At 70.7% G+C, this 21,858-nt stretch carries 24 protein-coding genes, 1 tRNA gene and 1 pseudogene; 14 read left to right on the forward strand and 12 right to left on the reverse strand.

Going from position 1 to position 21,858, the window contains the following annotated elements; genetic code table 11:
• Window positions 1–20: 20 nt before the first annotated feature.
• The 6 genes from J2853_RS43295 to J2853_RS43320 all read right to left on the reverse strand — a co-directional run bounded on the left by J2853_RS43295 (window position 21) and on the right by J2853_RS43320 (window position 5,613).
• Window positions 21–827 carry an IclR family transcriptional regulator gene (locus tag J2853_RS43295; RefSeq protein ID WP_307567546.1) on the reverse strand — a complete coding sequence of 269 codons (807 nt, stop codon included), beginning with the start codon at window positions 825–827 and terminating at the stop codon, window positions 21–23.
• Window positions 811–1,209 carry a 4-carboxymuconolactone decarboxylase gene (gene pcaC / locus J2853_RS43300; protein ID WP_307567548.1) on the reverse strand — a complete coding sequence of 133 codons (399 nt, stop codon included), beginning with the start codon at window positions 1,207–1,209 and terminating at the stop codon, window positions 811–813. Before pcaC ends, J2853_RS43295 begins: the two co-directional genes overlap by 17 nt.
• A 3-nt stretch (window positions 1,210–1,212) precedes the next feature.
• On the reverse strand, window positions 1,213–2,547 hold the full coding sequence (gene pcaB, locus J2853_RS43305) for a 3-carboxy-cis,cis-muconate cycloisomerase (RefSeq protein WP_307567549.1): 1,335 nt from the start codon (window positions 2,545–2,547) through the stop codon (window positions 1,213–1,215).
• Between the two features lie 246 nt (window positions 2,548–2,793).
• On the reverse strand, window positions 2,794–3,975 hold the full coding sequence (locus J2853_RS43310) for a thiolase family protein (protein ID WP_307567550.1): 1,182 nt from the start codon (window positions 3,973–3,975) through the stop codon (window positions 2,794–2,796).
• Window positions 3,976–4,048: 73 nt separating this feature from the next.
• Window positions 4,049–4,777 (reverse strand): CoA-transferase subunit beta, encoded by a 729-nt coding sequence (locus tag J2853_RS43315; RefSeq protein ID WP_307569021.1) that lies wholly within the window; start codon window positions 4,775–4,777, stop codon window positions 4,049–4,051.
• Between the two features lie 35 nt (window positions 4,778–4,812).
• Window positions 4,813–5,613, reverse strand: coding sequence for a CoA transferase subunit A (locus J2853_RS43320; RefSeq protein WP_307567551.1), 801 nt, complete (start codon window positions 5,611–5,613; stop codon window positions 4,813–4,815).
• Between the two features lie 146 nt (window positions 5,614–5,759).
• On the opposite strand from J2853_RS43320, the gene J2853_RS43325 reads away from it, so the two are divergent.
• The 5 genes from J2853_RS43325 to J2853_RS43345 all read left to right on the forward strand — a co-directional run bounded on the left by J2853_RS43325 (window position 5,760) and on the right by J2853_RS43345 (window position 10,612).
• The gene (locus J2853_RS43325; RefSeq protein WP_307567553.1) at window positions 5,760–5,912 is read left to right on the forward strand and encodes a hypothetical protein; all 153 of its coding nucleotides are present in this window, start codon (window positions 5,760–5,762) and stop codon (window positions 5,910–5,912) included.
• The gene (locus J2853_RS43330; RefSeq protein WP_307567555.1) at window positions 5,909–7,369 is read left to right on the forward strand and encodes a benzaldehyde dehydrogenase; all 1,461 of its coding nucleotides are present in this window, start codon (window positions 5,909–5,911) and stop codon (window positions 7,367–7,369) included. The genes J2853_RS43325 and J2853_RS43330 overlap by 4 nt, the downstream gene beginning before the upstream one ends.
• A gap of 52 nt (window positions 7,370–7,421) precedes the next feature.
• Entirely contained in the window at window positions 7,422–8,657 is a 1,236-nt protein-coding gene (locus tag J2853_RS43335; protein WP_307567557.1) for a CynX/NimT family MFS transporter, read from the forward strand.
• Between the two features lie 161 nt (window positions 8,658–8,818).
• Window positions 8,819–9,094, forward strand: coding sequence for a hypothetical protein (locus tag J2853_RS43340; protein WP_307567559.1), 276 nt, complete (start codon window positions 8,819–8,821; stop codon window positions 9,092–9,094).
• 420 nt (window positions 9,095–9,514) lie between these two features.
• Complete coding sequence (locus J2853_RS43345; RefSeq protein WP_307567561.1) at window positions 9,515–10,612, forward strand: glycerophosphodiester phosphodiesterase; 1,098 nt, start codon at window positions 9,515–9,517, stop codon at window positions 10,610–10,612.
• A gap of 83 nt (window positions 10,613–10,695) precedes the next feature.
• On the opposite strand, the gene J2853_RS43350 is transcribed toward J2853_RS43345, so the two are convergent.
• Entirely contained in the window at window positions 10,696–11,313 is a 618-nt protein-coding gene (locus tag J2853_RS43350) for a MerR family transcriptional regulator (RefSeq protein WP_307567562.1), read from the reverse strand.
• Between the two features lie 93 nt (window positions 11,314–11,406).
• Between J2853_RS43350 and J2853_RS43355 the strand changes: the two genes are divergently transcribed.
• From J2853_RS43355 to J2853_RS43365, 3 genes are all read left to right on the forward strand, one after another.
• The gene (locus J2853_RS43355; RefSeq protein ID WP_307567563.1) at window positions 11,407–12,315 is read left to right on the forward strand and encodes a hypothetical protein; all 909 of its coding nucleotides are present in this window, start codon (window positions 11,407–11,409) and stop codon (window positions 12,313–12,315) included.
• Between the two features lie 95 nt (window positions 12,316–12,410).
• On the forward strand, window positions 12,411–13,304 hold the full coding sequence (locus J2853_RS43360; RefSeq protein WP_307555729.1) for an IS982 family transposase: 894 nt from the start codon (window positions 12,411–12,413) through the stop codon (window positions 13,302–13,304).
• Between the two features lie 4 nt (window positions 13,305–13,308).
• Window positions 13,309–13,566, forward strand: a complete 258-nt coding sequence (locus J2853_RS43365; protein ID WP_307569023.1) for an SdpI family protein — start codon at window positions 13,309–13,311, stop codon at window positions 13,564–13,566.
• An 84-nt stretch (window positions 13,567–13,650) separates the two neighbouring features.
• Here the strand turns inward: J2853_RS43365 and J2853_RS43370 are convergent, their stop codons facing one another.
• Window positions 13,651–14,169, reverse strand: a complete 519-nt coding sequence (locus J2853_RS43370; protein ID WP_307567564.1) for a cysteine dioxygenase — start codon at window positions 14,167–14,169, stop codon at window positions 13,651–13,653.
• 118 nt (window positions 14,170–14,287) lie between these two features.
• Complete coding sequence (locus tag J2853_RS43375) at window positions 14,288–15,187, reverse strand: amidohydrolase family protein (protein ID WP_307567565.1); 900 nt, start codon at window positions 15,185–15,187, stop codon at window positions 14,288–14,290.
• A gap of 216 nt (window positions 15,188–15,403) precedes the next feature.
• On the opposite strand from J2853_RS43375, the gene J2853_RS43380 reads away from it, so the two are divergent.
• Window positions 15,404–16,393 carry a LacI family DNA-binding transcriptional regulator gene (locus tag J2853_RS43380; protein ID WP_307567566.1) on the forward strand — a complete coding sequence of 330 codons (990 nt, stop codon included), beginning with the start codon at window positions 15,404–15,406 and terminating at the stop codon, window positions 16,391–16,393.
• Window positions 16,394–16,540: 147 nt separating this feature from the next.
• On the opposite strand, the pseudogene J2853_RS43385 reads toward J2853_RS43380, so the two are convergent.
• Together J2853_RS43385 and J2853_RS43390 are read right to left on the reverse strand one after the other, a co-directional pair.
• Window positions 16,541–17,800, reverse strand: a pseudogene (locus J2853_RS43385) (aromatic amino acid lyase); the annotation flags it as partial.
• A gap of 4 nt (window positions 17,801–17,804) precedes the next feature.
• Window positions 17,805–18,173: a phage holin family protein gene (locus J2853_RS43390; protein ID WP_307567568.1), complete on the reverse strand. Its 369-nt coding sequence runs from the start codon at window positions 18,171–18,173 to the stop codon at window positions 17,805–17,807.
• Window positions 18,174–18,473: 300 nt separating this feature from the next.
• Between J2853_RS43390 and J2853_RS43395 the strand changes: the two genes are divergently transcribed.
• From J2853_RS43395 to J2853_RS43415, 5 genes are all read left to right on the forward strand, one after another.
• Window positions 18,474–19,511, forward strand: coding sequence for an NADP-dependent oxidoreductase (locus tag J2853_RS43395; protein ID WP_307567570.1), 1,038 nt, complete (start codon window positions 18,474–18,476; stop codon window positions 19,509–19,511).
• A 45-nt stretch (window positions 19,512–19,556) separates the two neighbouring features.
• Window positions 19,557–19,841 (forward strand): hypothetical protein, encoded by a 285-nt coding sequence (locus tag J2853_RS43400; protein WP_307567571.1) that lies wholly within the window; start codon window positions 19,557–19,559, stop codon window positions 19,839–19,841.
• A gap of 94 nt (window positions 19,842–19,935) precedes the next feature.
• Complete coding sequence (locus J2853_RS43405) at window positions 19,936–20,376, forward strand: OsmC family protein (RefSeq protein WP_307567573.1); 441 nt, start codon at window positions 19,936–19,938, stop codon at window positions 20,374–20,376.
• A gap of 343 nt (window positions 20,377–20,719) precedes the next feature.
• Window positions 20,720–20,796, forward strand: a tRNA-Lys gene (locus J2853_RS43410).
• 175 nt (window positions 20,797–20,971) lie between these two features.
• Window positions 20,972–21,136: a hypothetical protein gene (locus tag J2853_RS43415; RefSeq protein ID WP_307567574.1), complete on the forward strand. Its 165-nt coding sequence runs from the start codon at window positions 20,972–20,974 to the stop codon at window positions 21,134–21,136.
• A 21-nt stretch (window positions 21,137–21,157) separates the two neighbouring features.
• On the opposite strand, the gene J2853_RS43420 is transcribed toward J2853_RS43415, so the two are convergent.
• Window positions 21,158–21,826 (reverse strand): UbiX family flavin prenyltransferase, encoded by a 669-nt coding sequence (locus J2853_RS43420; protein WP_307567576.1) that lies wholly within the window; start codon window positions 21,824–21,826, stop codon window positions 21,158–21,160.
• Between the last annotated feature and the right edge of the window lie 32 nt (window positions 21,827–21,858).

Raw genomic sequence — 21,858 nt, forward strand, 5'->3', positions numbered from 1 at the left:
CGTTGTCATCGCGACGGGGGTCAGCGGTGGGACAGGACGCCGCTCCTGGCCCCCGTCGCGTGCAGGTCGGCCTCCACCCGCGCCGCGGTGGCGAGCAGCGGCGGGAGCAGGTCGCGGCGGGCGGATTCGGCGGTGGTCCGGCTCGCGTGGGAGGAGATGTTGATCGCGGCGGTCACCCGGCCCGAGCGCTCCCTGACGGGCACGGCGATCGAGCGCAGGCCCTCCTCCAGCTCCTGGTCGACCATCGCCCAGCCCTGGGAGCGGATCCTGTCGAGCTCGGCGCGGAGGGCGGTGGGAGAGGTGATCGTCTTGGGGGCGAGCCTGCGGAGCTCGACGTGCCCGAGGTAGGCGTCGAGGTCGTCCGGCGGCAGCCAGGCCAGCAGCACCCTGCCCATCGAGGTGCAGTGGGCCGGGAAACGAGTCCCGATGTTGATGGTCACCCGCATGATCCGGCCGGTGGCCACCCGGGCCACGTAGACGACGTCCTCGCCGTCGAGCACGGCCACCGACGCCGACTCGTGAACCTCGGCGACGAGCCGTTCGAGGTGCGGCTCGGCCACCTCGGGCAGGGAGAGGCTCGACAGGTAGGCGTAGCCCAGCTCCAGCACCCGCGGGGAGAGCGCGAACAATCGCCCGTCGGTCCTGACGTAACCGAGGTCGACGAGCGTCAGCAGGAACCGCCGGGCCGCCGCCCGGGTCAGGTCGGTCGCACGGGCGACCTCGCTGAGCGTGAGCTCGGGGCTGGTCGCGCTGAACGCCTTGATCACGGAGAGCCCCCGGGCCAGGGACTGCACGTGGTCGGAACCACGGTCAACCGGTTCGACCATGCTGGGCCTCCTCGCTCCGGTCGGACTCCAGCGCCGCCCGCGCCACCGCGAACGCCCGGTTGGCCGCCGGCACACCCGCGTAGATCGCGGTCTGCAGCAGCACTTCCTTGATCTCGTCCTCGGTGAGGCCGATGCGCCGCGCCGCCCGCACGTGCATGGCCAGCTCGTGCTCGTGCCCCAGCGTGGCCAGCATGGCGAGGGTGATGCAGCTGCGGGTCCGCCGGTCCAGGCCGGGGCGGGTCCAGATCTCCCCCCAGGCGTACTTGGTGATGAACTCCTGGAAGTCCGCGGTGAACGGCGTGGCGCCCGCGGCGGCGCGGTCCACGTGCTCATCGCCCAGTACGGCCCGGCGTGTCGCGTCTCCGGCCTTCCACACATCCATCTTTCAGCTCCTTGGGGTGTTCGGGTGAACGTCGAGCGCTCGATCGACGAAGGTCAGGGCGGAGCCGAGGTAGGAGGCCGGGTCCAGAGCGGCGTCGATCTCCTCCGGGGTCAGGTCCACGCCGGGGTCCGCGAGCAGCACCTCCCGCAGCGTCAGTCTCCCGTCGGCGGCGCGGGCGCAGGCGGCGTCCACCAGCTTCCGGGCCTGCGGCGTGCCGCCGAGGCGGGTCACGACGTGCTCGGCCATCATCAGCCCTCGCGTCGCGTCGAGGTTGGCCCGCATCCGCGCGGCGTCCACGGTCAGGCCCTCCAGCACCTCGCGGAGCCAGGAGGCGGCGCTGCCGGTGAGCCGGAGCAGCTCGCCCAGCGTCTCCCACTCGGCCTGCCAGGGCCCGGTCGCGCGCTCGTGCTCCTGGAGCATGCCGCCGAGCACCGAGGCCACCAGCCCGGGGACGCGCTGGACGCAGGCGAGCACGGACATCGCGCCCACCGGATTGCGCTTGTGCGGCATCGCGCTGGAGTTGCCGCGGCCGGGCGCGGTGGGCTCGGCCACCTCTCCCACCTCGGTCTGGGCCAGCAGCTTCACATCGGTCGCGATCTTGCCGAGCGTCCCGGAGGCCGTGCCGAGGGCGCAGGCCAGCTCGGCCACCGGCGTCCTGTCGGTGTGCCAGGGGATGACCGGCTCGGACAGTTCGAGCCTCGACGCGAGGAGAGGCGTCACCTCGTGACCACGGTCGCCCAGGACGGACAGGGTGCCCGCCGCTCCGCCGTACTGGACGGGCAGGCGCACCTCCGACAGGCCGGCTCGCGAGCGGTCCAGCGCGCTCATCCAGCCCGCGGCCTTGAGCCCGAAGGTGACCGGCACGGCGTGCTGCAGGACCGTGCGCCCGGCCATGACGGTGCCGCGGTGCTCGCCGGCCAGTCGCGCGCACGCGTCGGCGCAGGCGGACAGGTCGGCCAGGATCGGCACCAGGGCTCGGCGGGCGATGAGCATCGAGGCCGTGTCGTTGATGTCCTGGCTGGTGGCGCCGTAGTGCACGAATCGCCGGAGCTCGGGCGTGACCCGTTCGCGCAGGGCGGCGACGAGGGGGATCACCGGGTTTCCCGACCGCGCCGCCCCGTGGCCCAGCTCCGCGATGTCGAAGAGCTCGGGCCGGCAGGCGTCCTCCAGCGCGGGGGCCACCTCGGCGGGGACCAGGCCGATCGCCGCCTGGGCGGCGGCCAGCGCGGCCTCGACGTCCAGCATCGCGGCCAGCCAGGCCGCGTCCGACACCTCGGGCGTGGCCCCGCCCCTGGCGAACATCCCGGAGAACAGCCCACCGGTCGCCGAAGAGGTCATGCTCGCCTCCGAATACGTTGAATAACCCGTACTTGCATGACGCCCGAGACGTCCATGGCATCCGAGACATCCGGGACGCCCGAGACCTTCAGGAGGTCCGAGACGCCTGAGACGGTCTGAGGTGAGCAAAGCCCCGAAGCCGTCCGAGCCGTCCAAGGCACCCGGGACATCCGGGACGCCCGAAACACCCGAGGTGCCTTGGACACCGAAGCCATCCGGATGCCTTGACGACAGACTGTCACGGGGTCAGGACCCGGTTCCCTCAAGGACGACGGCGAGTCCCTGGCCCACTCCGATGCAGATGGCGGCCAGGCCGTACCCGCCGCCTCTGCGGTGCAGCTCGTGGGCGAGGGTGCCCAGGATGCGCGCGCCCGAGGACCCGAGCGGATGGCCGAGGGCGATGGCGCCGCCGTTGACGTTGACGATCTCGGGGTCGAGGTCGGGCCACTCGGCCAGGCACGCCAGGGACTGGGCGGCGAAGGCCTCGTTGAGCTCGACCGCGCTCAGGTCGGACCAGGTGAGGCCCGCGCGCTTGAGCGCCGTGCGGGCGGCCTCGACCGGTCCGATGCCGAACAGCTGCGGCTCGATGCCGACCACCGCGCGGGCCACGATCCTGGCCAGCGGAGTGCGGCCGGATCGGGCGGCGCCCGCCTCGTCGCCGATGAGCAGGGCGCCGGCGCCGTCGTTGAGCGGGGAGGAGTTGCCCGCCGTGACGGTTCCGCCGGAACGGAAGACCGGCTTCAGCCTGGCCAGGGACTCCAAGCTGGAGTCGGCCCTGACGGACTCGTCGTGGTCGAGGGTGCCGAGCGCGACCACCTCGTCGTCGAAGACGCCGCGCTCCCAGGCCGCCGCCGCGAGCCGATGGCTGCGCAGCGCGAACCGGTCCTGGGTCTCGCGGTCGATCTCGTAGCGCTCGGCCAGGATCTCCGCGCACTCGCCCAGGGGGATCGTCCACTCGGCGGGCATCAGCGGGTTGACCATGCGCCAGCCGAGGGAGGTGTCGTGCAGGGTCTGCGGTCCCCGGTCGAAGCCGCGCGCCGGTTTGGGCATCACCCAGGGCGCCCGGCTCATCGACTCCGAGCCGCCGGCGATCACCAGGGACGCGTCTCCCACGGCCACGGCGCGGGAGGCGGCGATCGCCGCCTCCAGGCCGGAGCCGCACAGCCGGTTGACGGTCGTGCCCGGCACCGTCACCGGCAGCCCGGCGAGCAGGACGGCCATCCGCGCGACGTCGCGGTTGTCCTCGCCCGCCCCGTTGGCCGCGCCGAAGAACACGTCCTCGATCGCGGCGGGGTCGAGGTCGGGGGAGCGGTCCGCCAGCGCGCGGACCACGTGCGCGGCCAGGTCGTCGGGGCGGACGCCCGACAGCGCCCCGCCGTACCGGCCGATGGGCGTGCGGACCGCGTCGAGGACGAAGACGTCGTTCATGGTCTGGAACTCCTGTCCGACGGGCGCCGGTGTCGCGCGAACCTGGTGGCCGCGAGAAGGACGGGACGCCGCTTCACGGTTTTCTTCCGGTGAGCTCGCGGAGGGCGGCGAGCTCGTCGGGGGTGGGGGGCTCGGTCTCGCGCAGGCCGGGGGCGGCGGCCAGCTCCCAGCCGGTGGCCGCGCGGGCCTGGTCGAGGGTGACGCCGGGGTGCAGGTGGGTGACGACCAGCTCGCAGCCGACCGGATCCGGCTCCAGGATCCCCAGGTCGGTGATGACGGTGCGGGGACCGCTGCCCCGCAGGCCGAGACGTTCCCGATCACCGGGGCCGGAACCGAAGCCGACCGAGGTGACGAAGTCCACGCGGTCGACGAACGCGCGGCGGCTCTGCCGCACGATGACCGTCACCTCGCGGCAGGACGCGGCGATCTCGGGAGCCCCGCCCGCGCCGGGCAGGCGGACCTTCGGGTCGTCGTAGGGGCCGATCACGGTCGTGTTGATGTTGCCGAACCGGTCGATCTGGGCGGCGCCGAGGAAGCCGACGTCGATGCGGCCGGGCTGGAGCCAGTAGTTGAAGATCTCCGGCACGCTGATGACCGCGTCGGCGGTCTCGGCCAGCACGCCGTCCCCGATCGACAGGGGCGGCAGGTCGGGCTTGGCGCCGATGGTCCCGGACTCGTAGATGAGGACGAGGCCGGGGGCGCTCGTCCGGCGGGCGAGGTTGGCCGCCGTGCTGGGCAGGCCGATGCCGACGAAGCACGACTGGCCGTCGCGCAGCCGCCGGGCGGCCGCCACCGTCATCATCTCGTCGGAGGTGTAGCCGGTGCCGATGTCGGTCGTCACAGCACGTGCTCCTTCATCCAGGCCACGAAGGTCTCGCGGTCGCGGCTGATCTCGTCCCAGGCGAGGTAGAAGTCGTTGTCGCGCGTGGAGTAACCGGCGCTGTAGGAGGGGTGGGATCCTCCGGGGGCCTCGGACACGTGGGTGATCGCCCAGCCGGGCAGCACGATCGCGCCGGGGCGGGGCTCCAGCTCCTCGACCACCTCCTCCACGGTCACCAGCGAGCGCCGGGCCGCCAGGACGGCCTCCTTCTGCACGCCGGTGATCCCCCAGAGCTGCACGTTGCCCCGCCGGTCGGCGCGCTGCGCGTGCACGACGGCGACGTCGGGGTTGATCGCGGGGACGGCGGTGAGCTCCTCGCCGGTGAACGGGCAGGTGATCGGCTTGATGTTGGCGGTGTGCGCGGGCAGGTCGGTGCCCCGGTAGCCGCGCAGCACCGCGAAGGGCAGTCCCGAGGCTCCGGCGACATAGGCGTTGGCGAGGCCCGCGTGGCTGTGTTCCTCGATCTCCAGCGGAGCGGGCCAGCGGTTCTGCACCGCGTCGCGGAACCGGTGCAGCGAGCCCACCCCGGGGTTGCCGCCCCAGGAGAAGATCATCCGTCGCGCGCAGCCCATTCCGATCATCTGGTCGTAGAGCAGATCGGGGGTCATCCTGATCAAGGTGAGGTCGCGGCGACCCTGCCGGATGATCTCGTGCCCGGCCGCGTACGGGATCAGGTGGGTGAAACCCTCCATCGCCACGCTGTCACCGTCATGCACAAGCTCGGCCACCGCCTCGGCGAGTGGAACCACCGTGGCCATCGAGCCCCCTTCGCATGTGTTCGTTATGCGTACGAATGTTCTTTCAGTGAACATACTGACTCGGTGTTCGGGCGGTCAACGGTCGATTGCCATTCCTTGACATACCCGACATTCGCGGCGTAATTTCCGCGTTACATGCTGTCGCGGTGGGAGCCCCGGTGTATCGCCAGTACCTCTACGAGCCGGGCCCGCCGGTCGCTCGTGGCACCGCCGTGTCCCTCGTCACCGACGACCCGGCCGAGGTCCACCGCGGCCCCGCCGACCTGGCCTTCCTTTTTTCCGATGAGGAGACGTTATGACGCTTATGGACGCCAAGGCCTGGACCGGACAGATCTTCAGCGACGGCTGGACCACCTCGCGGACGGGGGACGCGGCCGTCGTCGAGCCCGCCACCGGCGCGGAGCTCGGCCGGATCGGCATCGCCGGGCCCGAGGACGTGGCGTCGGCGGCGGTGCGGGCCGTGCGGGCACAGCGGGAGTGGGCGGCGGCCTCGTTCGAGGACCGGGCCGCCGTGCTGCGGCGGGCGGGGAGGTTGTTCGAGGAACACGCGGCGGAGATCGATGACTGGGTCGTTCGTGAGACCGGAGCGGTCCGTCCCAAGGCGGAGCTCGAGACTCATATAGCCGCACAGGAGTGCTACGAGGCCGCGGCGCTGGTCTCCCAGCCGCTGGGAGAGATCCTGCCGACCGTCAAGAAGCGGCTCAGCATGGCCCGTCGTGTTCCCGCGGGGGTCGTGGGAGTGATCTCGCCGTTCAACTTCCCGCTGATCCTCTCCATCCGCTCGGTCGCCCCGGCGCTCGCGCTGGGCAACGCGGTGATCCTCAAGCCCGACCCGCGCACCGCCGTCTCCGGCGGCGTCTCGATCGCCCGTGTCTTCGAGGAGGCGGGGCTGCCTCCGGGCCTGCTGCACGTGCTCCCCGGCGGAGCCGAGACCGGGCAGGCACTGGTCGGCGACCCGCTGGTGCGGGTGATCTCCTTCACCGGCTCGACCGCCGCCGGCCGGGCGGTGGGGGAGGCGTGCGGTCGTCTGCTCAAGCGGGCGCACCTGGAGCTCGGCGGCAACAGCGCGCTGATCGTGCTGGACGACGTCGACCTGGATCTCGCGGTCTCGGCGGGAGCCTGGGGCTCGTTCCTGCACCAGGGGCAGATCTGCATGACGACGGGCCGGCACCTGGTGCACGCCTCGATCATGGAGGAGTATGTCGCCCGGCTCGCGGAGAAGGCCGACCACCTGCCGGTCGGCGACCCGATGGGCGGGCAGGTCGCGCTCGGCCCCCTGATCGACGCCGGTCAGCGGGACAAGGTCCACGGCCTCGTCACCGCGAGTGTCGAAGCCGGGGCGCGGCTCGCCGCGGGTGGCACCTACGAGGGGTTGTTCTACCGGCCCACGGTGCTGGCCGACCTTCCCGCGGGCGCTCCCGCCTACACCCAGGAGGTGTTCGGCCCGGTGGCCCCGGTCATGCCGTTCTCCACGGTCGAGGAGGCCGCCGCGCTGGCGTCCGACAGCGAGTACGGACTGTCCCTGGGCGTACTCACCCGTGACGTGATGAAGGGTCTCGCGCTGTCCGACCTCATCCCCACCGGGATCGTCCACATCAACGACCAAACCGTGGACGACGAGGCGACAGCTCCGTTCGGCGGGGTGGGAGCGTCGGGCACCGGATCTCGCTTCGGCGGGGGCCAGGCCAACATCGAGGCCTTCACCGAGACCCGGTGGGTGACGATGCAGGGAGACATCGCGAGATATCCCTTCTGATCCCCGCCCGGGGAGGGCGGGAGGGGCTGAGGGGGCGTGAGAAGGTTGGGCAATGTCTGAGCGAAAAGTCAGGATGTCGTGGGCCCTGCTGATCGTGGGGCTCGTGATCGCATCGCTCAACCTGAGACCGGCTCTGGCCGGGGTGTCCCCGGTGCTCGACGAGATCATGGGAGATCTCGGGCTGAGCGCGGCGGGCGGCGGGGCGATCACCACGGTCATGGTGATCTGCCTGGGCGTGCTGGGTCCTCTCGCCCCGCTCCTTGCCCGCAGGTTCGGCCTGGATCGCACGCTCATGGCCGGGCTGCTGATCCTGGCCGCCGGGGTGGTCCTGCGCAGCGCGGGCAGCGTCCCCGCGCTCTACGTGGGCGCGGCGGTCAGCGGTACGGCGATCGGCATCATGAACGTGGCGATGCCCGGCGTCGTCAAGCAGCACTTCCCCTCCCGGATCGGCCTGTTCACCTCTGTTTACGTCTCCGGCCTCGTGCTCGGCGCCGCCGCCATGTCCGGGCTGGCGGTGCCGTTGGAGCGTGCCACCGGCTACGGCTGGCGCGAGGTGACCGCGATGGCCGCGATCCCGGCCGTCCTGGCGGCCGTGCTCTGGCTGCCGCAGGCGCTGCGGCGCCCCGTGGCGCGGAGCGTGGCGCCCAGGCCGTTCCGCGTACTGCTGCGCAGCCGGGTGACCTGGTTCGTCACCTCCTACATGGGCCTGCAGTCGCTGACCTTCTACATCATGCTGGCCTGGGTGCCGACGATCTTCCAGGACGCCGGGCTCCCCGCCGACCAGGCGGGATACATGCTCGGGCTGACGCACCTGGCGCAGGTGGCCGCCACGCTCACGGTCCCGGTCCTCGCGGGAAGGGCGCGGTCGCAGGTGCCGCACGTGACGGTCGCGACCCTGCTCACCATCGCCGGATACGTGGGCCTCCTGCTCGCCCCGGCCGCCGCCCCCTGGCTGTGGATGGTCATTCTGGGCCTGGGCCAGGGCGCCGCGATCGCGCTGGCCCTGCTGATCATCACGCTCCGGGCGCCCGATCCCACCTCGGTCACCGCGCTGTCGGCCGTCGCCCAGTCCGTCGGATACACGCTGGCTGCGCTGGGCCCGCTCCTGATCGGGGTGCTCTACCAGAGCTCGGGCGGCTGGACGCTGCCGCTGCTGGTCGGGCTGGGCGTGTGCGTGCTCCAGCTGCCCGCCGGGTATCTGGCCGGCCGTCCGATGCCCCCCGTGGAGGAGGAAAAGGCCGGTCCCGTGGGACAGCGCATGGATGAGACCCCTGCCCGGCACCTCTGAGAACGGATACGCGCCGCTACTCGGCGGACGTGGCCCGCTGCGGGTCTCTCCCGGCGTAGGCTACGGTCACGGCGTGATCGATCTTTGTTCACCGCGGCCGGCCGGGGAGGACCCGTGGCGCACAACAGCACGTTCCCGTCCTCGATCTTCGGTTTCGCGCCATGAGCGAGAAGAAGGAGAGAGACGACCCCAGCGACTTCGGGGGGATCGGTTTCGTCGGCATGGCCTTCACCCTGGCCGTCGTGGCGCTGGGACGCCCCTGGGAGACGCTCAAGGAACTCTTCGGGCTGGTTCGTCGCCTGGGTCGCCGGGTGCTCAGACTCGTACTGGTCCCCTTCCGGCTGGCCGCCTTGATCGTGTGGTCGCGACGGTCGGACCGGCGCCCCAGCTTCGAGGACTACCTGCACGGCGGCGGCGAGGACAGGGATCCCTCGTGACCGGACGGTGCCTCACCGGGTGCCGCCGGGTACGGCCTGCCGTCAACGAGGCGGCCACCAAGCGCACGCGATCACCTCGCGCACGGTCAGGGGTTTCTCGCCGCTGACCGAACGGACACGACGGAACCGGCGTGGGAGACCGGCGCCATCCGGTTCCAGCCCCGGCGTCCAGGCCGGATCCGCTTCCCGCGGCCGTCCTGCGCATCGGGAGAATCGATCACGACGGCCGAGATGAAATGTCGGTATTTAGTGGTATTTGATAACTTTTAGTAGCTAAGGGTGCTTTGTGGAGATAAACGTCTCTTTGGTAGTGCTGGAATAGCGCCTTTTTCTGGAATGACGTTTCCGGACACCTGGGCGTGCGATGCCCGTCGCGTACCGGGCACCTGACGGTCACCTGAGGCTCCTACGGTCCCTGACATGATCCGTAAGTTTCTGAGTGTGGCGGTGGCCGTCCTCGCGACCGGCACCGTCGCCGTTGTGCTGCAACAGCCCGAAGCCGCGACGGCCGAGCGCCGGGCCTCCGAGCCCATCGTGGTCGGTCACCGGGGCGCCAGCGCCCACCGGCCCGAGCACACGCTGCTCTCCTACGAGGCGGCGATCGCGCTCGGCGCCGACTACATCGAGCCCGACCTGGTCTCGACCAAGGACCACATCCTGGTCGCCAGGCACGAGAACGAGATCTCCGGTACCACCGACGTCGAGAACCACACCGAGTTCGCGGCCCGCCGTACCACCAAGACCATCGACGGGCTCGCGATCACCGGCTGGTTCACCGAGGACTTCACCCTCGCCGAGCTGAGGACGCTCAGGGCCGAGGAGCGCATCCCGGATCTGCGCCCGGACAACGCCGTCTTCAACGGCCTCGCCCAGATCCCGACCTTCGAGGAGGTCGTCCAGCTCGCCCGGCGGAGCGGCGTCGGGGTCTACCCCGAGACCAAGCACCCGAGCTACTTCGACTCCATCGGGCTCTCTCTGGAGGAGCCCCTGCTGGAGGTGCTCCGCAAGAACGGCTGGAGCAAGCCGAACGACCCGGTCTTCATCCAGTCGTTCGAGAGCGGCAACCTGCGCGCGCTCAGCAAGAAGACCCGCCTGCCGCTGATGCAGCTGATCAACGCCACCGGCGCGCCGTACGACTGGGCGGCGGCCGGGGACCCCCGCACCTACGACACCATGGTCACCCGCGACGGGCTGCGCGACGTGGCGAGCTACGCGTACGGCATCGGCGTCGACACCAAGCGGCTCGTGCCCGTCGGCCCCGACGGCCGCACCCTGGCGCCCACCACGCTCGTCAAGGACGCACACCGGGCCGGTCTGAAGGTCCACACCTGGACCGTCAGGAACGAGAACTCCCAGCTCCCGGTGGACTTCCGGCTCGGCAACCCGGCCAATCCCGCCTTCGCCCGTGCCACGGGCAACGTGATGGGCTGGCTGGAGAAGCTCTACGGGCTCGGCCTGGACGGCGTCTTCGCCGACGACCCGGGCATGGCCAATGCGGTCAGGGAGCGGGTCTTCTAGGTTTCCGCCGACGGCTCAGGACCCTGGGAGGGGCGTCCCGGGGTCCTGAGCCGTTGTCCGGGCGGCGCCGAGGCCGGCCGCCGCTAGGTGTAGAGCCGCTCGCCGACGGTGGCCTGTGCCAGCCGGCGCAGCGCGGCGATCAGGGTGTCGCCCACCGAGGTGCCGATGACCACGATCTCCACCGCGCGCTCGCGGTCGTTCACGTCGCCGATCAGGCCCACGTCGATCCGGGCGATCCGCTCGGCGGCCTCGGCGTAGTCGTCCAGGACGTCGAGCACGTCCTGGCGGCCGACCTCGTCCAGAGTGGCCAGCACGCCGACGGCGGTGCGGTAGGCGGGGTCGCCGGTTCTGATCCGCCAGCCCCGCTCGGTGAGCAGGTCGTGCAGGCGGCGTTCGGCGCCGTCCTTGTACGGCCCCGGCCGTGGTTCCTTCACCTGGGTCACGGTCTTCTGCGCCGCGGCGAGCAGGTCGAACGCCTCAAGGTCGGGATCGTCGACCTGCGCGATCAGGTCGCGGATGACCGCGATGGACAGCCCGCCGTACTCGACCAGGGCCCGCACGAGCCTGAGCCTGCGCACGTGCTCCCCGGTGTAGTCGGCCTGGTTCCGGCCGGTCGGCTGGCCGGGCGCGACGAGGCCCTCCCGTATGTAGTACTTGATCGTCGGGACCGGGACGCCCGTCGTCTCGCTCAACTCCGCCATTCGCACGCTTCAGATCCCCTCTTGTCCTGTGCGGATAGTTTAGCTATAGATATTGGTAAGTAGCACTATCCGCTATCCGCGCCGGAGGCCCCCATGCTGCGATGGCACCGCCCCCTCCTGTTCCTCTCCGCCGTCATGGCGGCGCTCGCCCTCGTCTTCCTGATCCTCGTCTTCGTGGACGGCCGCACGCTCGACGGCCTCCCGATCTGGATCAAGCCCATGAAGTTCGCGATCTCCTTCGCCCTCTACTCGTTCACCTGGGCCTGGTTGCTCTCGCTCCGCCGCCGGGCCGGGCGGGTGAGCCGGTGGGCGGGGGCCGCCCTGGTCGTGGCCGCGTTCGTCGAGGTGGCCCTCATCACCTTCCAGGCCGCCAGGGGCCGCCACAGCCACTTCAACGAGGTGACCTCCCTCGACGGGTCGATCTGGACCGCCATGGGCGTCACGATCGGGGTGCTCATGCTCGCCAACCTGGTCGCCGCGGTCTTCGTGATCGTCGACCGCCGGGCCGACCGCGTGAGCGCCTGGGCGGTACGGCTCGGCATCGTCATCTCCACGCTCGGCATCGCCTCCGGAGGCCTGATGGTGACCGGGGTGCCCGGGCAGACCTGGGCCGAGGACTTCGCCGGCGCCCACAGCGTGGGCGTGGCCGACGGCGGCCCGGGGCTGCCCGTGGTGGGCTGGAGCACCGTCGGCGGCGACCTGCGCGTACCGCACTTCGTGGGCATGCACGCCCTGCAGTCGCTGCCCCTGCTCGCGCTGCTGCTCGCGGCCCTGTCCGTGCGTTTCGCGGTCCTGCGCCACGAGGAGGTGCGGCTGCGCCTCATGCTGATCGCCGGCGGCGCCTACGGCTGCCTGTTCCTCCTGCTGCTGTGGCAGGCCCTGCGCGGCCAGCCGCTGGTCCGTCCCGACGTCGCGACCCTGGCCGTGCTGGGCGTCCTGGCCGTCACCGTGATCGGCGCGGCCGCCGCCGCGCTCCTGCCGAGAAGAGAGCCCGCCTCATGACCTCGTTCCCGGTCGAGCCGGGCTTTCCTAGACGAGTAAGTCCGATGTCTGGGGCCGGTGACCGGGCATGAAGAGAGGGCGTTCAAGATCATGTTGTGACGCAAGACCTGAACACCCTCTTGACCGCACTATATGTGAAGATCGACGACAAGATCGGAGGAAGCCGATCGATGGGCAGGCCGCCGCTGCTCAGCGACTCCGAGCTCGTCTGCCTAGCGGTGGCCCAGGCGCTGCTCGGTCACCACTCCGAGGCCCGCTGGCTGCGCTTCGCCCGCACGCACCTGTCCGGCATGTTCCCGTACCTGCCGCAGCAGTCGGGCTACAACAAACGCCTGCGCGCGGCATTGCCCCTGGTCAAGCAGATGATCCGGGAGCTGGCCACCGACAGCGACTTTTGGTTCGACAACCACTGGATCGTTGACTCCACACCGGTGCCGTGCGGGATGTCGCGCCCAACCGTGCAGCGCTCGAACCTGGCCGGCTGGGCCGGCTATGGCTACTGCGCCTCACACTCCCGGTTCTTCTGGGGCCTGCGGCTGTATCTGGTGTGCACCCCGACCGGCATGCCGATCTTATGGGCGCTGGCCAACCCGAAGATCGGCGAGCGGGAGGTGCTGGCCGCGATGCTCGAGGTCGATGCCGGCCTGATCGCCGAACGCGAGGGCATTCTGCTCATCTGCGACAAGGGTTTCGCCTCCAAGCCTTTTGAGAAGGAACTCGCCGCCCACGGCATCGACCTGCTGCGTCCCTCCCGCAAGCGGGAGAAACAGCGGCACGGCGAGCCAATGCTCAAGAAGGTCCGCCAGCTCATCGAGTCGGTCAACGACACTCTCAAAGGCCAACTCGACCTGGAACAACACGGCGGACGGACCTTCGAGGGCGTCGCCGTCCGCGTCGCCCAGCGCATCCTGGCGATGGCCGCGGCAATCTGGCACAACAACAAGACCGGAGCCCCGGTCACCCGCTCGCTGATCGCCTACGACCACTGATCACATCGGACTTACTCGTCTAGTACGTACACCCTGGACGATGGGGAGCGAGCGATCCTGGCAGCGCACCAATCGGCTGGCAGGATGGCTCTTCGCCGGCCAGGGTCTGATCTTGCTCGTCATCGCGTTCGTCGTTCCGCCGCCCGCCCTGTTCCCGACCCTGATCGTCGGAACCGTCGCCGCCGGCGTCGTTCCGCCGGCCCACTCGTGGTGGAACCGGAACACCGACCCGGGCGGCTCCCCGGCGGACGCCGGGCGATAGGGAAAGGCCGGGAACCCGCGCGTCCGGGGCGCAGACCCGCCCCAGACGCCACCGGTTCGTGCGCCGCCTTTGACGAACGCGGTCCTAAGCGGCTCCTTCCAGCTGCTCGACCTCATCCATGGGGCGCAGCTCGTCGGCGTAGCTGACCGAGACGCGGCGCATCACGCCGCTGTCGCTGATCGAGTACTGGCCGAGGCGCCACAGCGGCGGCGAGTAGGCGTGGATCGAGACGCTGCCGTGCACGGCGCCGGTCAGCCGGTGGATGTGGTCGGGGCCGAAGGAGAAGGACTCGCCCTCCGTGACCGTGGTCTCCAGGTGCTCGCCGCCGATCCGCGGGTTGCACTCCAGCAGGGTCCCGGCCACCACCCGGACCGCACCGGAGGAGGTGTCGTGGTCGTGCCAGCCGGTGTCGTCCTCGGGCCGCCAGCACAGGAGCCAGATGTCCACGTAGGAGTCACGGTAGAGGGAGGCGTAGTGCCTGCCCCCCTCCTCGGGGAACTTCACCTCCTCCGCCCAGCGGGACGGGTCGGCGGCCAGCTCGTTGACCAGGTCGAGCAGTTCGCGCCGGTCGAGGGCGCGGGTGGGCAGGGTCTCGTAGCTCATGAGAGATCCCGGCCGGCGGATTCGGATCCCACGCTCGCTCGCGCGGTGATCGGTGTGCCTCGTTCGCCGGAAGGCCGGCCTCCGGGAGGCGCACAGCTCTCACGGCCCTTGGACTGGTTCACTTTCGCGACTCCTTTCGGTTCAGCAGACGGCTGGGATTGGTGACCGCGATGGCGTGCCAGGCGGCGTCGCCGAGCGCGGGGTCCGGAGCGGTGGCATAGGGCAGGTCGGAGCCGTTGATCACGACGTCGATGCCGAGTTCGCGGACGATCGCGTCGATGGCGCGCGGGCCGTAGGAGGAGGTCTCCAGGAACATGCCGGGGTCCACCGTCCCCCGGTTGTCCCCGCCCCGGTTCGCCAGGCGCTCGAAGTGGAGCGGGGCCAGCCCGGCCAGCAGGGAGAAGCAGACCCTGAGCTCGGGGTGGCGGGTGCGGCCGAACGCGGCGAAGGCGAACCAGGAGGCGTGCAACTGCTGCACGTACGGCACGACGGCGGGCCACCAGGCGGGCCCCTCCGGTTCGGAGGCCGGGCCGGGGTGCACGAAGAGCGGCAGGTCGCGTTCGGTGAGCACGTCGAGCAGCGGGGCGATCCGCGCGAGGTCTCTCGCGTTCCGCAGAGCCGTCGCGGGCAGTTGGAGCCCGGCGAACCGCGTGACCCCCCCGTCGAGGGCCCCGGCGAGCCTGTCCGGGTCGATGTCGCTGAGGCAGGTCGCCGCCCAGGCGCCGAACGACGAGGGCAGGACGAGGGCGTCCTCGTGGTAGGCGTCGATGATCGGCCAGGCGTCCTCGGGCGGCAGCGACTCGATGCCGAGCGGGCTGGACAGCGAGACCAGGGCCAGTTCGAGTTCCTCGTTCAGGGTGAGCCGCCGGGCGAGGTCGTGATCGTCGGGATTCACCTCGTAGGCGGGCTCGCCCTCCAGGTGCAGGGTCCAGCCGTCGAGGCGAGGTGAGGTCGCGCGCCGTCGCAGCGCGTCCACGAACGCCGGTGCCCACAGGTGCTGGTGTACGTCAACGGTCATCTCACTCCCTCCCTTCGAGGCTTACCTGCCCGCTACTTCTCGATGCATTTCCTACCTAGAATACATGCAATCCGTCTGACCACGTCATACTTCCGACTGACGCGTTTCAGTGAACCGCTTCAGTGAACCGCTTCACAAGAGGGGTGTCAATGCCCCCGATCCCGGTGATCAGGCGGTTGCCGCCCTCCCGGCGGGCCGGAGCCATAGGCTTGTCGAATGCCTCAGCCCAGGAAACGAGCGACGATCCGTGAGGTGGCGAAGGCCACGGGTCTCTCTCCGGCCGCGGTCTCGTACGCCCTGCGCGGCATGCAGGTGTCGGAGGAGACCATCGAGCGGGTGCGTCTGGCCGCCGCGGAGCTCGGCTACGAGGCCGATCCCATCGCCCGCGCGCTGGCCAGCGGCCGGACCGGCATGATCGGCCTTCTGTGCGGCTCCCTCGAAGATCTGTGGCAGCAGGCCCTGGGGGTCGGCATCGGCCGGGCACTCAAGGACAACGACCGCTACGCGTTGATCCTCGACGCCGCCGGCGACCCGATCCGGGAGCGCACGCTGGCCCGCCAGCTCCGTGACCAGCGGGTGGACGCGCTGATCGTGCAGCCGGTGAACCCGGCGGCGCCGTTCTGGGCCGAGCTGTGCGAGAGCCTGCCGGTGGTGTCGATCGGCGACGGGCTGGCCGGGGCGCGCACGGCGGGGGAGGTCGTCTTCGACAACCGGTCCGGAGTGACCCTGGCGCTGGAACACCTACGCGACCGGGGTCACGGGCGTCTCGTCCTCCTCACGCCGACCATGGCCAGCACTCCCGACCGGCCCGCCGACGTGCACTTCCTCGCCGAGGGCGGGCGGCTGGGGCTGGACATCGAGGCGGTCACCGCGCCCCAGGCGCTGGCGGCCGCCACGGAGGTCGCCCGCCAGATGCTCGTCGACGGGCACCGGGTCTTCTTCTGCTTCGCCGACTCGATCGCCTACGGGGTCTACGCGGCGGCGAGGGAGCAGGGGCTCCGGATCCCCGCCGACGTGTCCGTGATGGGCTACGACAACCATCCCATGTCGGGCCTGCTCACCCCCGGGCTCACCACGGTCGACTGGGACATCGACGGCATCGTCCGCGCGGCCGTCCGCATGGTCGTGGCCGCGGCCGACGGCAACACCCGCCGCCGCCGTATGGTCCAGGCTCCACAGCTCCGCGAGCGTGGTTCGGTCGGCTGATCCGGCCCCGCCGTCCGCCTGGAGTCGTGACGGGCACCGGCGCGCGAGCCCGGACAGCAGCCCGCGTGCCGCGTCGATGTCGCCGTCCAGGGGGCGGTCGGCCATGGCGGGATCGAGGGGGAGGCCGCAGGGGAGACCGCGCTGGCGCAGAGCCCGCACGGCGGCGACCAGCTCGCAGGCCAGGATGATCTCGAACGGTTCCACCGCGGCGAGGGCGGAGCGGGCCGCCTGCGGAGTGAAACTCGCGTGGTCCTCGGTTCCGAGCGAGAGCACGCCGGTGCCGAGGGTGACGGGCGAGGCCAGCTGGCGGAGAGCGGCCAGGGCGGAATGGGCGACGTATTCGAGGATCATCACCCCGGACAGCCCCGGGCGCTCGGCCAGGAACGGGAGCAGGCCCGTGTGGGCGGGGTCGGTCAGGGTGGTCAGCCTGGTGGCGCTCAGCGTCGCGGTCTGGACGAGCGCGGCCCTGAGGGCGTCGAGGGCGAGCGCCACCTGGGCCGAGTGGAAGTTGCCGTTGTGCCAGGCCCTGCCGTCCGCGATCAACGGGTTCTCCGGGGCCGCGTTGAGCTCCTCGGTGACGGCCCGTTCCGCGTGGTCGAGGATGTCGAGGACGGCGCCGTGGACCTGCGGAAAGGCGCGGTAGCCGTAGGGGTCCTGGACGTGCCGCGGGCTGGTGGCGCCGACCAGGGCGCGCAGCCCGGCCGCGACCGCCGCCTGGTTCGGACGGCGCTGCACGGCCTGCGCCAGCGGTTCGAGCGAGGCGTCGATCGCCCGGAAGGAATGGGCCGCGACGGCGGTGGTGGCGGTCAGCAGGAGCCTCAGGCGGTGACAGGCCAGGGCCGCGTCCGCGAGGGTCGCCGCGCCCGAACTGATGAAGGGCAGCGCGTCACCGGAGGTCAGCGCGAATCCGGGCACGTCGTCCGCGTCCCGCGCGTGCCCGTCGTGGAGGGACGGAGTCCAGGGAAGCTCGCCGAGGAGGCAGAGGGCGGTGGTGGCCAGAGCGGTGAGGTCACCGGTGCCGATGGCGCCGTAGCCGCGGATCGGGGGAGTGAGGCCGTGGTTGACGGCGGACGCGAGGACGGGCAGGAGGGCGGGATCGAGTCCGGAGCCGCCGGCGAGGAGCTGGTTGAGGCGGACGACGAGGGTGGCGCGGGCGCGGGACTCCTCGATCAGGGGGCCGGCGCCGCCCGCGTGGCTGCGGAGAAGATCGAGACCGGAGGCCTCGACCGGGACGTCCTTGTTGGCGCCCACACCGGTGGTCTGGCCGTACACCGGCCCGACGAGAGAGCCCGCCGTCCGCCAGGCGGCCTCGGCGCGCTCGGTGGAGCCCATCAGGATCCCGGAGCCGTGTGCCGCCCGGTGGACCTGCTCGCAGGTCAGGTGGGCGCCGTCAAGGACAACGACCATCGGGTCAGTCGCCGAGCACCAGGTCGAGCAGCCAGCTGATCAGACCGACGATGATCGCGCCCCAGAACGCGGCCCAGAAGCCCTCGACGTGGAAGGACAGGTGGAGCTGGGAGGCGATCCAGCTCGTCAGAAGCAGCAGCCCGGCGTTCACGACCAGGGCGAACAGGCCGAGGGTGAGGATGTAGAACGCGCAGCCGAGGGTTTTGATGATCGGCTTGAGGACCGCGTTCACGACGCCGAACACGAAGGCGACCGCGACGAGGGTGAGGAGCTGCTCGGTGGTGGTCGCGGCGGAGACGGTGATGCCGTCCACGAGCTGTGTCGCCGCCCACAGGGCGGCTGCCACAACCAAGATCTTGATGATGATTTTCACGTTTCGGCATCCTCGCATGGATGTTCTGACGAGCGATAGGCCCGCAACCTTAAAAACAGATATATGGGGACACTAGCTATTTGGTAGCCATTTTGGCGGTTCTCCGTGCGACGGGGGAGTGCGGGGACAGGGCCCGGACCGGCGGTTTCGCGGTACGGAGAGCCGGACGCGTGCGAAAAGCCCTCGGCTCGTCGTGACCGTTGGAGCGTAGGGGCGAGGTTCGCCGTCTCTCGGGGGGAGAGATTCAATCGGAGGGGAACGGTTCCCGGCAGGGGCACACACCGCGGAGAGGGTTCGATCATGTCGGACGACGCTGGATTCGCAGACGGTACGAGAACTCGGGAGATCAGGCTCGCCTCGCGGCCCGAAGGATGGCCGACGCCGGAGAACTTCGAGCCGGCGGAGGTGGAGCTGCCCGGCCCCGGAGAGGGGCGGATCCTCGTCCGGAACCTCTTCATGAGCGTCGACCCTTACATGAGGGGACGAATGAGAGACGTCAAGTCCTACAGCCCTCCCTTCGAGGTCGGAAAACCCCTCCAGGGAGGAGCGGTCGGCAGGGTCGTCGAGTCGCGTTCCCCCGGTCTCGCCGCCGGTGACCTCGTTCAGCATGGGTACGGCTGGCGCGAGCACGCGGTCCTCGACGCGAGCGAGGCCCGCAAGATCGAGGAGATCCCCGGCCTTCCGCTCTCTGTCTATCTCGGGGTGCTCGGCATGCCCGGTCTCACCGCCTACGCGGGCCTGCTCGACGTCGCCGCGTTCAAGGAGGGCGAGGCGGTGTTCGTGTCGGGCGCGGCCGGGGCCGTCGGCAGCCTGGTCGGGCAGATCGCCCGGTTGAGGGGTGCCTCGCGGGTCGTGGGCAGCGCCGGGTCGGACGAGAAGGTCGCCTACCTGACCGGGAAGCTCGGTTTCGACGCCGCCTTCAACTACAAGAAGGGCCCGGTCCACGAGCAGCTCGCCAAGGCGGCTCCCGACGGGATCGACGTCTACTTCGACAACGTCGGCGGCGAGCATCTGGAGGCGGCCATCGGCGCGCTCCGGAGGTACGGCCGGGTCGCGTTGTGCGGGTCGATCTCCGCGTACAACGCCACCGCCCCCGTCCCGGGGCCGCGCAACCTGGGCAGGGCCGTCGGCGAGCGTCTCACCCTGCGCGGCTTCATCGTGGGCGACCACGCCGAGCGCATGCCCGACATGATCGCCGAAGTGGGCGCCGGGCTGCGTGAGGGAAGGATCACCTTCGAGGAGACCGTCGTCGACGGCCTGGAGAACGCCCCCGCGGCCTTCATCGACATGCTCCGCGGCGCCAACGTGGGAAAGATGATCGTCCGGTTGGCTCCCTGATCGCGCATGATCGCCGCATTCTCGGGGCAGAAGGGGCCTGAGGGGGTGGGTCAGTTGGAAACGGATGATCTTGAGGCGCTGTCGGCCCAGGAACTACATGAACGCGCGGTCCACTACGCCGTGCGCCACGCGGATGTCGGCTTCCTGTGGGAACTGCTCAGCATGATCCCCCCGGCGCAGGCGTCCAGCGGGAACGAGGACGAGACGGCCAACGACCTCAGCCGGCTGTCGGCTCTGCTCAGCGACGCGATGGCGTCGGGGCAGGGCGAGCTGGGTGAGGCCCTGCGGCCGTTCTACATCCGCTACCTGTCCGAACATCCTGATGCCTGAGGTTCTCGCTCCACTCTGACCGCCGCCATGACCGGGCTCCGCTCGCGTTCCGGTCGCCTCGATAAGGTGACCGGCAACCAAAGGGAGGAATGTCATGGCGTCGGTGAGAGTGGAGCGGACAGAGAGCGGCGGCTTCGTGGCCCGCAACGGCCGCGGGGCCGAGGTCGCCATGGGCGGTGGTGACGAGCAGGGGGTGTTCACCCCCGTGGAACTGCTGCTCGCGGCGCTGGGCGGTTGCAACATCGTCACCGTGGAGCCGCTGACGGCCCAGCGCGGCCATCGGCTGGTCCGCCTGGCGATGACCGTCCAGGGGGAGAAGATCGAGGCGACGAGGCTCGGGCCGATCACCGTCACCTACGACGTGGAGTTGCCCGAGGGCGACGAGAAGGCCGCCGAGGTCTTCAGTGCGGTGGCTCGGCGGGTGGAGGAGAAGTACTGCACGGTGAGCCGGGCGCTGCGGGACGAGACCGAGGTGCGGCTCGAACTGCCCGATTTCTCCGCGGGATCCGGGGCGGTCGATCCGGCGAGGGCGTGACGGTCTTGCCGGACTGGTTTGGCAATACCGGGCGAACCTTGGGTGTAGGCGCAAAATCAACCGTTGTATGGGCTGCTCGTTACATTTGGCTCGGTAATGTTGAGGCAGGTCAAGGGGGTCTGCGAAGCCCGGGGGAGCGTTGCAGAGACTTTTCACCGGATAAGGGCGCGAGGGGGATCGCGTCCCTGAGCGGCGCCGCCGGAGTCTTGGGGGAGACGACGGAGAGGCCCGTGAAGAGGCCGGGGCCGGACAGTTGGGGGACTGTCCGGCCCCGAGTCCGTTTTCTGGGGGTTTCTGATGTGCGAGGGTGCCGACACTGCTGCTAGAGTTTCCACCGTTGCAAGCGCCGCTAGCTCAGTTGGTTAGAGCAGCTGACTCTTAATCAGCGGGTCCGGGGTTCGAGTCCCTGGCGGCGCACCAGCTCGCAGGGCTGAGACCTGTGGTTCATCAAAACGGCTCGCCTTCGGGCGGGCCGTTTTGCGTTCTCCGGACTCCCGGCGGGCCCGCGCGTGCGGATCGTGTGCGCCGGTGATCGTCATGCCGCCTCGCGCGGGGTTCGACGACCGCCGTCCGCGAAATCCGGTGTGCCGCAGTTGTGGCCGGTGAGATCGCGTCGTCCGTGGTGGCGCACCTCCTGGCCGTGCAGGACGACGCGCACGTCGTCGCCGCGGGCCGCCGCCAAGCCGGCTCAGCCGTCCCCGACCCCGACCCCGACCCCAACCCCGACCCCGGCCCCGGCTCGGCGCCCCCGCCCCCGTGACCCCCGACCCCCGGCCGCCGGTCACGGGGGCGGGTCCGCCGAGCTCTGGAGGCCGGCCGTACGCCCTGACCCGAGCCGGCCGCTCCACCGTTCGGACAGCGTGTGCGGGACACCGATCACGTCGAGGACCTTTCCCGCCACGAAGTCGATCAGCTGCTGGACGTCGCGCGCCCCCGCGTAGAAGCCGGGCGAGGCGGGCAGGATCACCGCTCCCTCACCCGCGAGATCGGCCATCTGCTGCAGCGCGACGCGACGCAACGGCGTCTCGCGCGGTACGAGCACGAGCGGCCGGCGCTCCTTCAGCGTGACGTCCGCCGCGCGCTGGATCAGGTCCTTGCTCATGCCGGTCGCGACGCCGGCGACGACCGCCGTCGTGGCCGGCACGATGACCATCCCCCGGGCCGGGTACGTGCCGCTCGCCGGTCCCGCGGTGAAGTCGGCGGCCTTCCACACGACCATGTCACCCGGGTCGCGCCCGAGGAACGCCTTCACGTCGGTCCGCCACCGCGCCTCCCGGAACGACAGGCCGGTCTCGTCGAGCATCGTCAGGCGCGCCGCCTTGCTGACGATGAGGTCGATCGCCTCGCCCGCGTCGAGCAGCGCCCGGATGACCGCCGCCGCGTACGGGGTCCCGCTGGCTCCGGTGATTCCGACGACCCACGGCACCCGGAGTGTGGTGTGGTGATTCATGGTGAGACCCTTCAGAAGAGCGACGAGGCGGT

The sequence above is a fragment of the Streptosporangium lutulentum genome (assembly GCF_030811455.1).
In the GTDB taxonomy this organism is placed as follows: Bacteria; Actinomycetota; Actinomycetes; order Streptosporangiales; family Streptosporangiaceae; genus Streptosporangium; species Streptosporangium lutulentum.

What these genes read in the sequence shown, in the direction of transcription:
- J2853_RS43315 (WP_307569021.1), bottom strand. Translation starts at nt 4,777, where the DNA reads ATGATGACGGTGGCGGCCGCCCGGCGGCTGCGCGACGGCCAGTCGTGC.
- J2853_RS43420 (WP_307567576.1), bottom strand. Translation starts at nt 21,826, where the DNA reads ATGAATCACCACACCACACTCCGGGTGCCGTGGGTCGTCGGAATCACC.
- pcaB (WP_307567549.1), bottom strand. Translation starts at nt 2,547, where the DNA reads ATGACCTCTTCGGCGACCGGTGGGCTGTTCTCCGGGATGTTCGCCAGG.
- J2853_RS43340 (WP_307567559.1), top strand. Translation starts at nt 8,819, where the DNA reads ATGAGCGAGAAGAAGGAGAGAGACGACCCCAGCGACTTCGGGGGGATC.
- J2853_RS43350 (WP_307567562.1), bottom strand. Translation starts at nt 11,313, where the DNA reads ATGGCGGAGTTGAGCGAGACGACGGGCGTCCCGGTCCCGACGATCAAG.
- J2853_RS43335 (WP_307567557.1), top strand. Translation starts at nt 7,422, where the DNA reads ATGTCTGAGCGAAAAGTCAGGATGTCGTGGGCCCTGCTGATCGTGGGG.
- J2853_RS43345 (WP_307567561.1), top strand. Translation starts at nt 9,515, where the DNA reads ATGATCCGTAAGTTTCTGAGTGTGGCGGTGGCCGTCCTCGCGACCGGC.
- J2853_RS43405 (WP_307567573.1), top strand. Translation starts at nt 19,936, where the DNA reads ATGGCGTCGGTGAGAGTGGAGCGGACAGAGAGCGGCGGCTTCGTGGCC.
- J2853_RS43355 (WP_307567563.1), top strand. Translation starts at nt 11,407, where the DNA reads ATGCTGCGATGGCACCGCCCCCTCCTGTTCCTCTCCGCCGTCATGGCG.
- J2853_RS43320 (WP_307567551.1), bottom strand. Translation starts at nt 5,613, where the DNA reads ATGGCCACGGTGGTTCCACTCGCCGAGGCGGTGGCCGAGCTTGTGCAT.
- J2853_RS43370 (WP_307567564.1), bottom strand. Translation starts at nt 14,169, where the DNA reads ATGAGCTACGAGACCCTGCCCACCCGCGCCCTCGACCGGCGCGAACTG.
- pcaC (WP_307567548.1), bottom strand. Translation starts at nt 1,209, where the DNA reads ATGGATGTGTGGAAGGCCGGAGACGCGACACGCCGGGCCGTACTGGGC.
- J2853_RS43375 (WP_307567565.1), bottom strand. Translation starts at nt 15,187, where the DNA reads ATGACCGTTGACGTACACCAGCACCTGTGGGCACCGGCGTTCGTGGAC.
- J2853_RS43395 (WP_307567570.1), top strand. Translation starts at nt 18,474, where the DNA reads ATGTCGGACGACGCTGGATTCGCAGACGGTACGAGAACTCGGGAGATC.
- J2853_RS43310 (WP_307567550.1), bottom strand. Translation starts at nt 3,975, where the DNA reads ATGAACGACGTCTTCGTCCTCGACGCGGTCCGCACGCCCATCGGCCGG.
- J2853_RS43380 (WP_307567566.1), top strand. Translation starts at nt 15,404, where the DNA reads ATGCCTCAGCCCAGGAAACGAGCGACGATCCGTGAGGTGGCGAAGGCC.
- J2853_RS43295 (WP_307567546.1), bottom strand. Translation starts at nt 827, where the DNA reads ATGGTCGAACCGGTTGACCGTGGTTCCGACCACGTGCAGTCCCTGGCC.
- J2853_RS43330 (WP_307567555.1), top strand. Translation starts at nt 5,909, where the DNA reads ATGACGCTTATGGACGCCAAGGCCTGGACCGGACAGATCTTCAGCGAC.